Source organism: Paracoccus sp. (in: a-proteobacteria) (assembly GCF_032007265.1).
Taxonomy (GTDB): domain Bacteria; phylum Pseudomonadota; class Alphaproteobacteria; order Rhodobacterales; family Rhodobacteraceae; genus Paracoccus.
This window is the reverse complement of sequence record NZ_DALZMB010000091.1, coordinates 1-15063: the sequence shown is the minus strand read 5'-3', so window position 1 is coordinate 15063 and position 15063 is coordinate 1. Positions and strand designations below refer to the sequence as shown.

Sequence of the window (15063 nt, the reverse complement as noted above, 5' to 3'; positions counted from 1 at the left end):
CCTACTTTTCTTTTTTCATCGAGGAGCCAAATATCATGACAAAGACTCGAACGGGGACAGAATGCAACAACAGCTACAGGAGAATAAGGGCGTTATCGAATGGCAGGAGCTATCTTCGATACCGACTTTTCTCGCCCTCTGAACACCGCGATCTGGACCGAAGATCCTGATTTGGTTGGTTTGACCCAGAAAATTTGGGATGAGTACCTTGCTGCGGGTGAAGCGGAAAAGCAGAAGGGTGGCAAGAAGCCTAAGCGATCCTACGTCGAACAGCTTCGGGTCCTTGTGACTGAGCTTTATTTGGCATGGCATGAGGACTTTAACCTGTGCCTCGGCATGAATTTCTCGCAGGGGGCTTGGGATAGCCGATCGCGGTACAATCCACTGGGGCTTTCCAAGCACTTTATAGTGTTAGTCAAGCAGTTACAGGCTGCTCGATTGGTACGAGTATCGGCTGGAAGTTACGCTGCCCCTGGAGCTAAGGGGAATCGGACAGGTCGGATTCAGGCTAGCTGGGAGCTCCAGAAGCGATTCGAGTTACTGGATGTGGACCACCGAGCGATTTGGTCAATCCCAGCGGAATGCATCGTCCTGAAGGAGGGGCTTGGGGAAGCCAGTAAAGTCATCGAGTATCAAGATACCGACGCTACCAACCGAATGAGGCAGGAATTAACGGCTTACAATGACCTGTTAGCACAGACATTCATTGACATTCCGACCTTGGAAGAGCCCTGGGTGACGACATGGGATAGCAAGGGACGGGAACGTCGAATCTCTATCGGACCGCGTCACCAGCATATCAGACGGATATTTAGCCGTGGGTCGTGGGAGCTGAACGGGCGGTTCTACGGACCATGGTGGCAAGGGCTCAATAGCGGGCTTCGATCACAGATATTCATCAACGACACTCCGACTGTCGAGATCGACTTCAAGGCTATGCATATCCAGATACTTGCAGCACAAAAAGGAGTTGAGTTACCCCCTGATCCTTATGCGCTGCCAGAGGGACAGTTCCCTGGGATTGAGGCTGCCGAACAGCGGAAGCTTGTAAAGCTGCTGGTTTTGACTGCACTGAATGCACGGAACCTGAACGCCACTTGCTCAGCCTTCCGGGACAGCCTTTCGGTAGGGCATCCGGCAAAGAAGCTGAAGAACAAGGCTCTGGAGAAAGTTTTGACGGCCTTGACCGAACGGCTTCCTTTTCTAGAGGACACCCTATCCGCCGATAAAGGCATTGGCTTGATGTTTACAGATTCACAGATCTTGGGGCGGGTGATCGACCAGTGCACAGCTATGAGCCTTCCCATCCTGACTGTACATGATAGTGTTATTGTCCCCTATACCCATACCAAGCTTGTACATCAGGCGATGGAGCAGGCTGCCAATGAACTAGTAGGTCGGGTTATTCCACTTGAGACCCAGTATCGTGGGCTAGATGAGTGGCAACATGAGCTACCTGAGGTTCAGCTTGACTTCGAAGCTTGGCGCGAAACCCCTCGGGAACAGGGTTACCTTCAAAGGCTAAGCGAGTGGGAGGAGACTACAGGCAAGGAGGTTCGTTCCTTCAGGTTTTCCTTATAGAGAAGAGAGGTGGGGAGGGGGATACTCAATACAGTATATCTCTTCCCTGTTCTTCCTCATACTTATACGTATCAATGGGTTATGCAGGGGGTCGGAGCTGTTCTTGCCTTACGGAGCGGTCTTGGCCTGGATGAAGCAACGGAACGGCTTCACATCCCCATCGTACGTCTATTAAGTGAGCGTTCATACCTTAGAGATGTTACAATATGTACAATAAGCGCGGGCGCTCGATTGAGCTGTTCTTTGTCGATGGCACACCCGACGGAATGGTCACTGCAACGATACCGTTTCAATGGTCAGGACATGTCCTCGTCACGCGTCGCATCCAGTTGAAGGAAGCTCTCGATCGTGAGGAAGTTCTTCGCCCGGGCGTCTATCTTTTAGTTGGAGATAAAGATGGGAAGCCGACCCTTTACATTGGCGAAACCGATGAGCTGAGGGCTCGGACCAAGCAGCACGCCGCCTCAAAGGACTGGTGGGAGACTGCGATCCTTGTATCATCATCGGGAGAGCCATTAAATAAGGCACACGCGCGCTACCTCGAACACCGACTTTACATGCGGGCCGCTGACGTGGGAAAGGTCGCACTAGAAAACTCTCAGACTCCGACGGAAAGCAAACTCAGTGATGCCGCTCGCGCGCACATGGATGATTTCCTGGAGAACATGTTCCTGGTTCTTCCTGCTCTTCGCTTTGACTTTTTCACCCAGAACACAAAGCCCATTCCCTCGCAGGCGATTTCCCAGACCGTTCAGGCCGTGCACTTCACTTTCGAGGTGATGAAGAATGGGATTAAAGCTCGGGCACACATTGATGATGGTGACTTTGTCGTTGAGGCCGGATCACTTGCTAGGCGAAAGTGGGAAGGGGCGGTGCATTCAACATATATGGCTTTGCATCAGGAGTTGTTGGATCAAGGTATCCTGCACGACAACGGAGCACATGCAATCTTTACACAAAGTTACGGGTTCTCGAGTGCGAGCGCAGCTGCCGCTGTGGTTGCCGGGCGGCCTGCTTCAGGTCCTAAAAGTTGGCTTTTGGAGGGCACGACTCAACAGTACGGTGAGTGGGAGGCCAAGCGGCTCGAGCAAACAGCTACCTACCAGCTTTAGTGGCTGAGCTTTGTTTCGGGCCGATCAAGGCAGTGCCGTGACCCTGTCCCTCATACTGTCAAACAGGTGGGGCATAAGTGGGGCATTGCACGTCAGCGAATGTCATGATGGTGGGGCAGTATGTGGGGCATCCGTGCTTCCCACCTCGAAGTACTGTGAGGGAGTGGAGCAAGGCTGACTAGGTGACAGCTATGTTACTCAGCCGTTGCAACAGGGATGGGAAGCGGACGCTATGCCGAGCGTAAACTGACACGCATCGCGAACGTCAGAGGCTGCAGGAAAGGAGACAGGTTGGCTACCGTCGTTTTCGCTGATCATTTCAGATAAAATTGGCTGGGGCGGTAGGATTCGAACCTACGGTACACGGTACCAAAAACCGATGCCTTACCACTTGGCCACGCCCCAACTTCTGCGGCAGTATCTAGCCAAGGTCGTGAAGGGCCGCAAGCCCATTCCTCGAAAAATCTTGTCGAAGTTGCGACAGCCCGATATGCGCCTGCCATGGAAAGCGTAAATACAGTCATTCTTGGAGCAGGCGCCGCCGGGCTCTTTTGTGCGGGCTCGCTCGCGGGGTCAGGCAAGCAGGTCATCTTGCTTGATCACGCGGCAAAAGCGGGCGAGAAAATTCGAATATCAGGTGGAGGAAGGTGCAACTTCACCAACCTTGCTACCAGCTATGATCGCTTTTTATCCGCCAATCCGCGATTTGCGGCCTCGGCACTGGCGGGCTATCGGCCGAAAGACTTTGTTGATCTGATTGATCGGGCCGGAATCGCCTGGCACGAGAAAACTTTGGGGCAATTGTTTTGCGACGGCAGTGCCAAGCAAATCGTTGCCCTGCTCTTGGAGCGGATGCAGGGCGTTGATTTGCGGCTGAATGTCGCGGTGCTTTCGGTTCGCGCGGCGGCCAGCGGCTTCGTGGTCGAAACCAGTCGCGGCCCGATCGCGGCACAAGAGGTCGTCGTGGCCACTGGCGGTCGCTCGATCCCCAAAATGGGTGCGACGGGCATCGGCTATGAGATCGCGCAAAGCTTTGGGCATGGGATGATCACGCCGCGCGCGGGCCTTGTGCCGCTGACATTTGCTGAACAGGATCTGGGACTGTGCCAGCCTTTGGCGGGCGTATCGCTGGCCGCGACCACGCAGCACGGCGAAGGCAAGGCGCAAACCCGCTTTGCCGATGCGCTTTTGTTCACCCATCGCGGCCTTTCCGGCCCGGCGATCTTGCAGATTTCCAGCTTCTGGCAGCCGGGTGATGAAATCCGGGTTGATCTGGCACCCGGGCAAGACATTGCAAAAATTCTACGCGAGGCCCGCAGCGGCGCCGGGCGCGTGCAGGTGTCGACCGCGCTTGGGGCGGCTTTGCCGTCGCGATTGGCGGATGCGATTACCGCGGAATTGGGATTTGCCGGTGCAAGGCTGGCCGATCAGGCCAATTCGCAGTTGGACCGAATTGCGGCACGGGTCAATGCTTGGCGCTTGCGTCCGGTCGGCTCGGAGGGATGGCGCACTGCCGAAGTCACCGTCGGCGGGGTCGACACGCGCGAGCTGGATGCCCGCAGTATGGAAAGCCGCCGCCAGCCCGGACTGTATTTCATCGGCGAGGTCGTCGATGTCACGGGATGGTTGGGCGGCTATAATTTCCAATGGGCCTGGGCCTCAGCCGAAGCTGCTGCCCGAGCCATTTTATCGCGGTGATCAGCCCATGACCGGATCTGATTTCGCAAGCTGATCAAAGCGCATCAGCGAGCGGATCAGCTCCGGCATCTTTTCAAGGTGAATCATATTGGGCCCGTCCGAGGGGGCATTGTCCGGATCTTGGTGGGTCTCGATGAAGACCCCAGCGACGCCCAAAGCCACCGCCGCACGCGCCATGACGGGCGCAAATTCACGCTGTCCCCCTGACGATCCGCCCTGACCGCCCGGCTGTTGCACCGAATGGGTCGCATCCATGATTACGGGATAGCCGGTGCGAGACATGATCGGCAGGCTGCGCATATCGGCAACCAGCGTGTTATAGCCAAAACTCGCGCCACGCTCGGTCAGCATGATCTTGTCATTGCCCGTCGAGGCGACCTTGTCGGCGACATTGGGCATATCCCAAGGTGCCAGAAATTGGCCCTTTTTGATATTGACCACTGCGCCGGTCTCGCCCGCCGCGAGCAGCAGGTCCGTCTGACGGCTCAGAAATGCCGGGATCTGAATGATGTCGACGACGGCACCTGCGGCTTGAGCCTGTGCAATATCATGGACATCGGTCAGGACCGGGCAGCCGATCCGATCGCGGACCTTGCTTAGCATTTCCAGCCCTTCATGCATACCAACCCCGCGCCTTCCTTTCAGAGAGGTGCGGTTGGCCTTGTCGTAGCTGGCCTTGAACACAAAGCCCGTGCCCGCCGCCGCGCAAGCTTCGGCCAAGGTTTGAGCGATCATCAAGGCATGATCTAAGGTCTCAAGCTGGCAAGGGCCAGCGATCAGGCAAAGCGGCAGATCATTGCCAAAAGTGACGTTGCCGGCGGTGACATGTTTCATCATGAGGATACCTGTTCACGTAGGATCGAGGCGGTCAAAGACAGCATCAGATAGATGCCCGAGAAAATCAGAAAAGCCACGATCGTGTTCTGGAAAGCCTTGGGATAGCTGGCCTGATCGGGCGGAACCGGGGCGACAGACAGCGACAGATAGCGCACCTGCTTGTTGGCCTCGATCCGGGCAGTTTCCATTTGCGCTGCGGCAGCCGATAGCAGGCCTTGGCGCGTCAAAAGGTCGGATTCGGCAATGCGGATCTCGCCCGAGATCGCGGCCAGCGACCCGCGCGAGGCATTGTCTTCGGTCAGGCGGGCGCGGGTTTGCTCAAGCAGGCCTTCAAGACGTGTAATATCACCTTTGACGCCCTGAACCCGGCTGCGGTTCGGGGTGCTGTTGGCTTGAAGCTGGCCCAGTTCCAGCTTCTTGGCATTCAATTGCCGCTCAAGTTCGGCGACCTGGTTCATCACAACAGTGCCTTCGGCGACTGGATCAAGAACACCCAGCTTTTGCTGAAGTTCAAGCACGCGCAGCTGTGCAGCCTGCACTTTTGCCTCGGCATCCTGATAGCTTTCGGCCGCACCCTTCATCTGGTCCGAGCGAAGCCGTGTCGTCATCTGATCGACCTGGCCTTCGGCATAGGCAATCAGCGCTGTCGAGAATTCCAGGCTCAGCTTGGGATCGGGGGCAATCACCTCCATATTGATCACGCCTTCGGTTGGATCATAGCCGATCTTTACCGAGTTTTTATAAACTTTATAGGTCTGCTCATTGGTCGCATCCGCGGGAAGGCGTTGGATCGGGTCGATGGATGCGTCCTGAAAGGCTTTTTTGAACCCCAGGTCCTTATCCAAGCGCATCATGGCATCGCGAGATGTCAGATAGCTTTGCACCGAGACCGAATCCGTGTTTGTCGCCAGCTGCGTGCCGCCAAAAAGGCTGCCCAGACCACCAGAGCTGGATTTTTCCGCCTGTTGGATCAGAAATTGCGAATGGGTGCCATAAAGTGGCGTTGCCACGACAAAATAGTAATAGGCAGCCAGCAAAGTGGGCAGCGCGACAAAGGCAAAAAGGCGCCCTGCGAGCATGATCATCCGGCGGCGACGGCGCTTGGCAATATCGCGCTGGATGCGGTAAATTTCTGCCGCCCGGCGATCTTCGGTCAACGCCTCGCGCGAGGGAAGTGCCGGGGTGTTCTGTTTTTCGCGTGGCATGCGCGAGGGCAAAGGCTGATTGGCCTTAAGCGCGACCGCCTTGCCTGGCGCGGGTTGAGCAGGGGGCTTGGCCTGAACTTTGGCACCTTCGCTTGACAAGATATTGCCGACTTCGGTGCGGTGGAACGGATCAATGCCGCGATCGCGCAAGATCACAACGGCCTCAAAATCCGATTCCACCTGGATGTCGTTCATGCCGGCGATACGCCGGGCCATGCGCAACTGGCGCCCGGTCAGATTTTCACCGCGAACGGCGGCGATGCGTGCAGCCATGCTGTTTTCGCCCACCGCGCTGTCGCCTGGCGCGCCTGCGGGTGTCCCAGCGGTCGGCCCATTGGCGGCCTGGCCGAACTTCATATCGCCAAAGCCGTCATCTTGCTGCCCGGGATTGAACAATTCATCCGGGTTCGTCGCTGTGCTTTGCTTATGAACTTCGACCTTGATCACACGCTCGCCTGCCGCGCCGCGCGCCTGGGCCACTGCCGATTCAGAGCGGCTGACACGGAAAAGACGGGCCTTAGGCGGTGTAGTCATAATATTGCTTCGCCTCATCGAGGGTTTCAAACATATAAAGCCGTCCATCGCGCAAGACCGCGGCTGAACGGCAGAATTTTTCGAGCGTTGATGCCTGATGCGAGACGATTACCACGGTCGATGTCTTGAGACGATCAAAAAGTACCGCCCCCGCGCGCCTGTTGAACTCGACATCCGTGGTCTGGGGCATGGCTTCATCGATCAGGTAAATATCGAACTCCAGCGCCAGCAACAGCGAGAAGGTGAAACGAGAGCGCATGCCAGAACTATAGGTTCCGACAGGCATGTCAAAATATTCGCCAATATCGGACATCCAGCGGCAGAAAGCCTCGACATAATCTGGGTCGAGCCCATAGATCCGTGCAATGAAGCGCGCATTTTCATTGGCACTATGGCGCGGAATGACCCCGCCCATGAAGCCAAGGGGAAACGAAATACGACATTCCCGCCGGATGATGCCTTCGTCGGGCTGCTCAAGTCCGCACATCATGTTGATCAGCGTGGTTTTGCCGGTGCCGTTGGGCGCCAGGATGCCAAGCGAGTTTCCGGGTTCGATCCGGAAAGAGGCCTGATCAAGGATCACCTTGCGCTGGGTTCCAGTCCAGAAGGATTTGGAAACGTTATCAAACTCGAGCATAAAATTGCCTCATACCCGCCCCATGCCCCCCAAACGGGCGCGAGGGCCGATCACATCTGCTAAACTGCCTGCCCGCGTAGGGAAAGGCCTTAATTTACGAGGAATTTAAGCGTCATGCGCCGCACTGTCCACAGTGCCCCACGAGATGTGAAGATCCGACAGGCCAGGCATCTTTTTCCACCCTTGCAGCAGCCCTATCTTAAAGGGGTGAGCCTTGCTGAAAACATATCCCGCTGCCGTCTTTGCGCCCCACGCTTTAGCGCGACGGCCACCCATCACAGCCCTCGGCCAGTGGTCTGGTTTGACGCAGCCGCACCGATCTTGATTGCGGGTCAGGCGCCGGGCCTGCAGGTGCATCAGATCGGCAAACCGTTTGCTGATCGTTCAGGAGATCGCCTTCGCCGCTGGCTGGGGATTGAGTCCGATATCTTTTATGATCGCAGCCGGATCGCGATTGTTCCGATGGCATTTTGCTTTCCGGGCTATGACAGTCAGGGCCATGATCTGCCCCCGCCGTCGGTTTGCGCCCAGACCTGGCGCGCTTTGGCTATGGAACAAATCGCGCCCAAAATGACGATTCTGGTCGGTGGATACGCGCAGCGCTGGCATCTTGGTGCCAAAAATGTCACGCAGACGGTCGCCAACTGGCGTGACTTTGCGCCGCAATACTGGCCCTTGCCTCATCCCTCTTGGCGCAATACCGGCTGGTTGCGCCGCAACCCGTGGTTCGAACAAGAGCTGGTGCCGCGATTACAAGACCAGATCGCCCGCATATTGAGAGAAGAAACATGACCGTTCTGGATGAACTTTGCCCGATTCCCTTTCATGAGGCTTCGGAAATCGGACGGGCGCGAATCCTTTCACGTCTGGCCGATACAGAGCTTTTCGTCGCGCTGACGCGAGAGCCAAGTGATGACCGCGCAGAATTGCAGATTTTCGAACTGTCTGGCTTGCGCGCAGCCCTTGCTTGCGATGCCGAAGATCGCCTCGCCGATTTCTTTGGCCGCGCAACCGCCTATGTCGCCATGCCTGGCCGTGTTCTGGCGGCCATGCTTGCCGAAGAACAAGCTGCACTTTTGGTCAATCCGGGCCAGCTTTCCGAGATGTTTTTGGACGCTGGCGCATTGGAATGGCTGGGGCAGGCGCTGGCCATCGACCCATCCGAGGGGGGGAATCTGCGCCCCTCGTGGATGACGGCACCCACCCCCGAGGCGGTTGCGCTGTTTTTGGAACCGTTGGCGCTGCGTTTGGGCGATATGATCGGCTTGGCCAGCGGCGCGGCCTTGGTCGCTGCGGTCTGGCCCGACGGCCGACGCGGTCATTTGCTGTTGCTTCGTGGGTGCGAGGATGATCGGCGCGCGGCACTTGCCAAGGCCTTTGCCGAATTTTTCGCATTCTTGCCCCCGATCGAGGGCGGCGTCGATATTGGTTTTGCCGAGCTGGAGCTGCCGCAGGGCGCACTTTTACTTGAGGTGCCCACGCCACCCGCGGATGCGGGTGGGCAGGATGAACAGGATGTGACCCCTTTGCGCGATCTGTCCAAGCCACCGCGTTTGCGTTGAGCCCTAAGGGCCGCCAGAAAAAGCAAAACCCGCCGAAGGGCGGGTTTTAGCGGGGATCGGCGATCCTCTGTTCGGGCGGGACTTAGGCGCCCCAGTGACGAACTGGCCCGCAATCCATATGGACGAAATTCGAGCGCGAGTAGCGGCCAACACCACCAGCGTTGCACGATTGTGCCGCACGGGTCATCTGAGCAACCGACCGCGATTTCAACCGCAGATCCGCAGCCTTGCCAACCATATGTAGCGAGTTGCGCGCGACCCCGGACGATTGCGAACGCAGCATCGCATTGGTTTTCGGCGAGCGATAACCCGAGAGCATCATATAGGGTTCATTGGTCTGCAAAAGACGGTGCGAGGCTGCAGCCACATCGACCGTGCGCGGGTCGATGCCAATCGCTTGGCCCGTGCGCCAATCGCGCATGAACACGTTGATTTCATTCAAAGCGTCACGGATGTATTTGCCCTCGACCCAATAAACGGTGTCGATGCTTTCGCCGGTACGGCCGGAATACATCTTGATGCGGCGAATATCGCCAGCGCCCCGAAGAATACCGAAGGCATTTGCCATAACTGGCGCTGCTACAACGGTCGTGGCCGCGAATACACCCAGAATTCCGCGGCGGGAGAGTGTGTCAAACGTCATGTCAGATCGCCTGTCCTGCTTCGTTTGCATTTGCCACTCATTCTGGGTGGCAGCCCGGCTCTATCCGGAACTTGCTAAGAATATGTCACCAACTTCGCGCCAGTGAAACCGGGTTCGTTCCCGCCCGGAGCGGTTGTTAATCATTTCGGCGAATTTTTGCCGATTTTGCCGTTTCGACCCCTCGCAAGTTGTTGATTGATTAGGACTGTTGCTCTTTGACCACATTGGGGTGGTTAAAATGCCCATTTTGCGTGACTTGGCGCTTGGCCCCAATGGAACCGGGATGGTGAAAGGCGCTAGACTGCCAAAAAAGACGAATATGAGGACATGGGCAGTATGAAGGGCAGGGTGATTCTCGCCTCGTTGGCGCTAGTGGCGGTTTTGTCGCCTGCATTCGCGCATGCGCAAGCTCTGGAGACGGCAGCAGTTGCAGCCTCACCGGCCCCACGTCTGGTCTTTACTGAACGCGAAATGGCTTTGGCTCGTGCGGTGGCACGTCAGCCCGGTCTTGCGGATTTTTACGGGCGAAACGAACTTAGACCCGTGTTTAGCGGCACCGAGGGGCAGGTCCATCGCCAAGCCCTGATGACGGCAATCGCACGTGCGGCCGAACATGGCCTGCCGCCTGCGCGCTATGAACCCTTGCGGCTCAAGCAGCTTGATCAGGACGGTGGCAATAGCCCGGATACAGAACTGACATTCGCCCGGGTCTTTGCCCGCTGGAGCCATGATGTCGGCGGCGGCATTCTTGACCCGCAGCGCATTGACCCGACCATCAAGCGCGTCGTCTTGCGTCCGGATACTGCGGATCTGTTGCAACAATATGCCACGTCGACCGCCCCAGATGCCTTGCTTTTGGGGATCGAGCCACAGGATCCGCGCTATCTGGCGCTGCAAAAGGCATTGGGTGGCAAGGCAGAGCTGATCGCGCCGCCCGGCACACCCGAGGTTCCGTCAGGCCTTTGGAAACCCGGCATGGAAAGCGAGGCGATCACGGCGTTGCGCAATCGTCTGGCGGCCATCGGTTTTGACGCAGGCGAGCCCGAAACGGCAGAAACTCTGTACGATGCGCATCTTGCCGAACAGGTTGCGCGCTTTCAGGAACGGGCCGGCCTGCCTGCCGATGGTGTGGCGGGGCCTAAGACCGTTGCGCGGCTGAACAAGGGCGCCGCATCGGGCGATCATGGCATTCTGGTCGCGCTAGAGCGGATGCGCTGGATGGCAGGTATTGACCTTAATCAGCGCCATGTTTGGGTCAATCTGCCCGAATACAACGCCCGCATCATGGAGGGCGGTGCCGAAATCTTCCAGACCCGCACCGTTATCGGTAAATCCACCGAGGATTTCAAAACTCCGGAATTTTCCGATGAGATGGAATATCTGGTAGTCAATCCGCGCTGGAACGTGCCGCGCTCGATCACGGTCAAAGAATATTTGCCGCGCCTGCAAAAGAACCGCAACGCGGTCTCTCATCTTGATATCGTGGATGGAAACGGGAATGTGATCGCGCGTGATCGGATCGATTTCGGCAAATACAATGCAAAAACCTTTCCCTATCGTATGCGTCAAAAACCCAGCGACGATAATGCCCTTGGTCTGGTGAAGTTCATCTTCCCCAACCCTTGGAATATCTATCTGCATGATACCCCGACCAAGCATCTCTTTAACCAGTCCACGCGGGCTTATTCCCACGGCTGTATCCGCATCGGTAAGCCCTTTGACCTGGCATATGAGCTGTTGCGGCCGCAGACCTCGACCCCCGAGGCCATGTTCCAGCGCGCATTGGACACCGAAAAAGAGACCTGGCTTGCGCTTAAGCCGAATGTTCCGGTCCATCTGGTCTACTTCACGACTTTTCCGGATCAGAGCGGAAAAATCCGCTCTTACCCCGATGTCTATGACCGCGATGAGCTGGTCTATGCGGCGCTGATGCGTGCCGGACTGGAAAGTTTCAGCTCGCCCGAGTAAATCCCGTATAAACACGGGGGTTGCGACATGACATTGACCATCGCGGATCTGGCTCGGGCATTGGATGGCCGGCTTTGGGGAGACGGCTCGATCGAAGTCATCGGCGCGGCAGAGCCTGCTGATGCCGAGGCCAATCAACTGGCCATGGCCACCGCACCAGCCTATCTGGACAAACTTAAACCCGGCGGCGTCGCGCTTTTGGCCGAGGGGACAGATCCGGCAACCTACGGCCAAAAGGCCGCTGTTCTGGTCTCGCGCCCGCGCTTGGCCATGGCCGGACTGACGCGCAGCTTTGACCCGGCCAAGGGGCCTGCTTTGGGAATTCATCCCAGCGCGGTCATCGATCCCAGCGCAGAAATCGGCGCAGATGCCGCCATCGGCCCCTTTGTCGTGATCGGCGAAGGGGTGCGGATCGGGGCCGGGGCGCGCATCCATGCCCATGCCTCGATTGGCGATTTTGCCGTGATCGGTGCGGATGTGCTGATCCATTCAGGTGTCAGGATCGCACATCGGGTTCGGATCGGCGATCGTGCGATTTTTCATCCCAATGCGGTCATCGGCTCGGACGGGTTCTCATTTGTTACCCCCGAGGCCTCGGGCGTCGAAGAGATCCGCCAGAATCTGGGCCAGCGCGCCGAGATTCGCGCCCAGCACTGGACCCGCATCCATTCCTTGGGGGGCGTCGAAATCGGGGATGATTTCGAGATGGGGGCCAACGCCTCGATCGATCGCGGGACGATTCGCGCAACCCGGATCGGGAATGGCTGTAAAATCGACAATATGGTCCACATTGGACACAATTGTCAGATCGGTGATGACTGTCTGTTTGCGGGTCAATCTGGGGTTGCAGGCTCGACCCGGATCGGAAATCGCGTGGTTTTGGGCGGAAAAGTCGGCGTCTCGGACAATATTTTCATCGGTGACGACGTTATTGCCGGGGGCGGAACGGACATTTATACCAACGTTCCAGCGGGGAGGGTCATTTTGGGCAGCCCTGCTGTGAAAATAGAAACCCATATCGAAGCACAAAAAAACATCCGACGGTTGCCCCGGCTTTACGCGCAAGTGGCGAAGCTTCAGGAAACTGTTAAAAACATGCTCGATAAGGGCTGAATGGAGGCCAATATGACCGCAGACGTCCGCGACCGAATTCTTGCCATCATTGCCGAACAGGCGATGCTAGAGCCGGATCAGATCGACCTAGCCGGCTCGCCGCAAGAGCAAGGCATTGACAGCCTTGGCCTGGTCGAGGCGATTTTCGCCATCGAAGAGGCCTTTGACATCACCATCCCCTTCAATGCCAACGAGCCCGAGAAATCCGAATTCGACATTTCGACCATGGGCTCGATCCTGGCCGCAGTCGAAAAGCTTGTGGCCGATAAGGGATGAGCCCGAAGAAGTCCAAGCTCGACAAAGGGCGCAAACCGGGCAAGGTCAAGAAAGCGACCAAATTCGCCCGCGTCATGATCGGGCGTGCGATCATGGGCAAGGTGACCTCGTGTCAGCGCCGTGTGGCCATTACCGGGGCAGGGACCGTGAATGCCTTGGGTCGCGATGTTGCTGCGACATTCGAGGCCATGCGCGAGGGGCGCTGCGGCATCGGTGCGCTTGATTTCCGTGATGTCGAGCGCTTGACCGTGCGCATCGGCGGTCAGGTTCGCAATTGGCAGCCCGAGCAGCACTTCAACCGCCAACAGATCGTGCTTTACGACAAATTCACGCAGTTCACGCTTTTGGCGGCGCGTCAGGCGGTCGAGCAATCCGGGTTGGTCTTTGACGGGGAATTGGGCCTGACCTCGGGCGTGGTGCTGGGCACTGCGGCGGGTGGGGTGAACACCTGGGATGAAAACTACCGCACCGTCTATGAGGAAGGCAAAAACCGCGTCCATCCCTTCGTCGTGCCCAAGTTGATGAACAATGCCGCAGCCTCGCATGTCAGCATGGAATACGGCCTGCTTGGTCCCAGCTTTACGGTGGCCACCGCCTGCGCCAGCTCGAACCATGCAATGGGGCTGGCCTTCAATATGATCCGCTCTGGCTCGGCGACTGTGATGCTGACCGGCGGTTCGGAATCGATGCTGTGCTTTGGTGGCGTCAAGGCCTGGGAAGGTCTGCGCGTGATGTCCAAGGATGCCTGCCGTCCGTTTTCGGCAACGCGCAATGGCATGGTGCAGGGCGAGGGCGCGGGAGTCTTTGTCTTTGAGGACTGGGATCATGCCGTGGCGCGTGGCGCCGATATTCTGGCCGAGGTCGTTGGCTTTGCCATGACGTCGGATGCACAAGACATCGTGATGCCTTCGGCGATCGGGGCACAACGCGCCATTTCGGGCGCAATGCTGGATGCGGGCCTGAATCCCGAAGACATCGGCTATATCAATGCCCATGGCACGGGAACCGCTGCCAATGACAAGACCGAATGTGCCGCCGTCGCCAAGGCCTTTGGCCCGCATGCGGATCGGTTGATGATGTCCTCGACGAAATCGATGCACGGGCATTTGATCGGGGGAACGGGCGCGGTCGAGCTTTTGGCCTGCCTGATGGCACTGAAGGATGGGGTGATCGCGCCGACCATCGGCTATGAAGAGCCCGATCCGGAATGCGCGTTGGATATCGTTCCCAATCAGGCCCGAGAAGCAAAGGTGGACGCTGTTTTAAGCAATGCTTTTGCCTTTGGCGGCCTGAATGCAGTTCTGGCGCTGCGACGGGCTTAAATGCGGCGCGAAAGGGCGGCAAAACGGGACGGATAGGTCTTTCCATTCGACCCGTGATCCCCTATTTGCGTCAGGTCTTTGAAGGAAATGACCATGGCGAAGATTACTTATATCGAGCACAACGGCACAACCCACGAAGTCGACGTCAAGCCTGGCATGACGGTGATGGAAGGCGCGCGCGACAACGGCATCCCGGGCATTGATGCGGATTGCGGCGGCGCTTGCGCCTGCTCGACCTGCCATGTCTATGTCGATCCCGCCTGGGTCGAGAAGCTGCCCGAGAAAGAGCCGATGGAAGAGGATATGCTGGATTTCGCCTTCCAGCCCGATCCGCTGCGCTCGCGCTTGACCTGCCAGCTGAAAGTGACCGAAGCGCTTGACGGCCTGGTCGTGCAACTGCCCGAGCGTCAGATCTGATTGATTGAGTTCAGTTGACTGAACCTTAGCCCCGCCAGCTTATTGAGCTGCGCGGGGCTGATCTTTTGCCCCTTGGTTCATTCCGCCGAAAGCGTTGCGGCATTTCTCGGCCCGTCGGACGGAACAAATGGGCGGCCCTTATCGTTATTGCCCTGTCA

The 15063-nt window shown here is 57.6% G+C and carries 14 protein-coding genes and 1 tRNA gene; 10 read left to right on the top strand and 5 right to left on the bottom strand.

Annotated features, from left to right (window positions below; genetic code table 11):
- Positions 1 to 99: 99 nt before the first annotated feature.
- Complete coding sequence (locus RTS12_RS16180; protein WP_312530343.1) at positions 100 to 1581, top strand: hypothetical protein; 1482 nt, start codon at positions 100 to 102, stop codon at positions 1579 to 1581.
- 206 nt (positions 1582 to 1787) lie between these two features.
- Entirely contained in the window at positions 1788 to 2693 is a 906-nt protein-coding gene (locus RTS12_RS16175; protein ID WP_312530341.1) for a GIY-YIG nuclease family protein, read from the top strand.
- 330 nt (positions 2694 to 3023) lie between these two features.
- Here the strand turns inward: RTS12_RS16175 and RTS12_RS16170 are convergent.
- Positions 3024 to 3098: transfer RNA gene (locus RTS12_RS16170), tRNA-Gln, on the bottom strand.
- Between the two features lie 96 nt (positions 3099 to 3194).
- Between RTS12_RS16170 and RTS12_RS16165 the strand changes: the two genes are divergently transcribed.
- Entirely contained in the window at positions 3195 to 4391 is a 1197-nt protein-coding gene (locus tag RTS12_RS16165; RefSeq protein ID WP_312530340.1) for an NAD(P)/FAD-dependent oxidoreductase, read from the top strand.
- On the opposite strand, the gene kdsA is transcribed toward RTS12_RS16165, so the two are convergent.
- From kdsA to RTS12_RS16150, 3 genes are read right to left on the bottom strand one after another with little or no spacing between them, the layout of a single operon-like run.
- The gene (gene kdsA, locus RTS12_RS16160; protein ID WP_312530338.1) at positions 4392 to 5225 is read right to left on the bottom strand and encodes a 3-deoxy-8-phosphooctulonate synthase; all 834 of its coding nucleotides are present in this window, start codon (positions 5223 to 5225) and stop codon (positions 4392 to 4394) included.
- Positions 5225 to 6967 carry a capsule biosynthesis protein gene (locus RTS12_RS16155; protein WP_312530336.1) on the bottom strand — a complete coding sequence of 581 codons (1743 nt, stop codon included), beginning with the start codon at positions 6965 to 6967 and terminating at the stop codon, positions 5225 to 5227. The genes kdsA and RTS12_RS16155 overlap by 1 nt, the downstream gene beginning before the upstream one ends.
- Positions 6951 to 7604, bottom strand: a complete 654-nt coding sequence (locus tag RTS12_RS16150; protein ID WP_312530334.1) for an ATP-binding cassette domain-containing protein — start codon at positions 7602 to 7604, stop codon at positions 6951 to 6953. The genes RTS12_RS16155 and RTS12_RS16150 overlap by 17 nt, the downstream gene beginning before the upstream one ends.
- A 207-nt stretch (positions 7605 to 7811) precedes the next feature.
- Between RTS12_RS16150 and RTS12_RS16145 the strand changes: the two genes are divergently transcribed.
- Together RTS12_RS16145 and RTS12_RS16140 are read left to right on the top strand one after the other, a co-directional pair.
- A complete protein-coding gene (locus RTS12_RS16145; protein WP_312530347.1) occupies positions 7812 to 8396 on the top strand; it encodes a uracil-DNA glycosylase family protein in 585 nt (194 codons plus the stop codon).
- The gene (locus tag RTS12_RS16140; RefSeq protein ID WP_312530332.1) at positions 8393 to 9166 is read left to right on the top strand and encodes an SseB family protein; all 774 of its coding nucleotides are present in this window, start codon (positions 8393 to 8395) and stop codon (positions 9164 to 9166) included. Before RTS12_RS16145 ends, RTS12_RS16140 begins: the two co-directional genes overlap by 4 nt.
- An 82-nt stretch (positions 9167 to 9248) precedes the next feature.
- On the opposite strand, the gene RTS12_RS16135 is transcribed toward RTS12_RS16140, so the two are convergent.
- Entirely contained in the window at positions 9249 to 9809 is a 561-nt protein-coding gene (locus tag RTS12_RS16135; RefSeq protein ID WP_312530330.1) for a DUF882 domain-containing protein, read from the bottom strand.
- A 336-nt stretch (positions 9810 to 10145) separates the two neighbouring features.
- Here RTS12_RS16135 and RTS12_RS16130 point away from each other — a divergent pair, with 336 nt between their 5' ends.
- From RTS12_RS16130 to RTS12_RS16110, 5 genes are all read left to right on the top strand, one after another.
- Positions 10146 to 11777 carry a L,D-transpeptidase family protein gene (locus tag RTS12_RS16130; RefSeq protein WP_312530328.1) on the top strand — a complete coding sequence of 544 codons (1632 nt, stop codon included), beginning with the start codon at positions 10146 to 10148 and terminating at the stop codon, positions 11775 to 11777.
- Between the two features lie 27 nt (positions 11778 to 11804).
- Positions 11805 to 12890: a UDP-3-O-(3-hydroxymyristoyl)glucosamine N-acyltransferase gene (locus tag RTS12_RS16125; RefSeq protein ID WP_312530326.1), complete on the top strand. Its 1086-nt coding sequence runs from the start codon at positions 11805 to 11807 to the stop codon at positions 12888 to 12890.
- Between the two features lie 12 nt (positions 12891 to 12902).
- Entirely contained in the window at positions 12903 to 13166 is a 264-nt protein-coding gene (locus RTS12_RS16120; RefSeq protein ID WP_312530325.1) for an acyl carrier protein, read from the top strand.
- Positions 13167 to 13258: 92 nt separating this feature from the next.
- Entirely contained in the window at positions 13259 to 14488 is a 1230-nt protein-coding gene (locus tag RTS12_RS16115; protein WP_409455698.1) for a beta-ketoacyl-[acyl-carrier-protein] synthase family protein, read from the top strand.
- A 93-nt stretch (positions 14489 to 14581) separates the two neighbouring features.
- On the top strand, positions 14582 to 14905 hold the full coding sequence (locus tag RTS12_RS16110) for a 2Fe-2S iron-sulfur cluster-binding protein (protein ID WP_312530323.1): 324 nt from the start codon (positions 14582 to 14584) through the stop codon (positions 14903 to 14905).
- Positions 14906 to 15063: the final 158 nt, after the last annotated feature.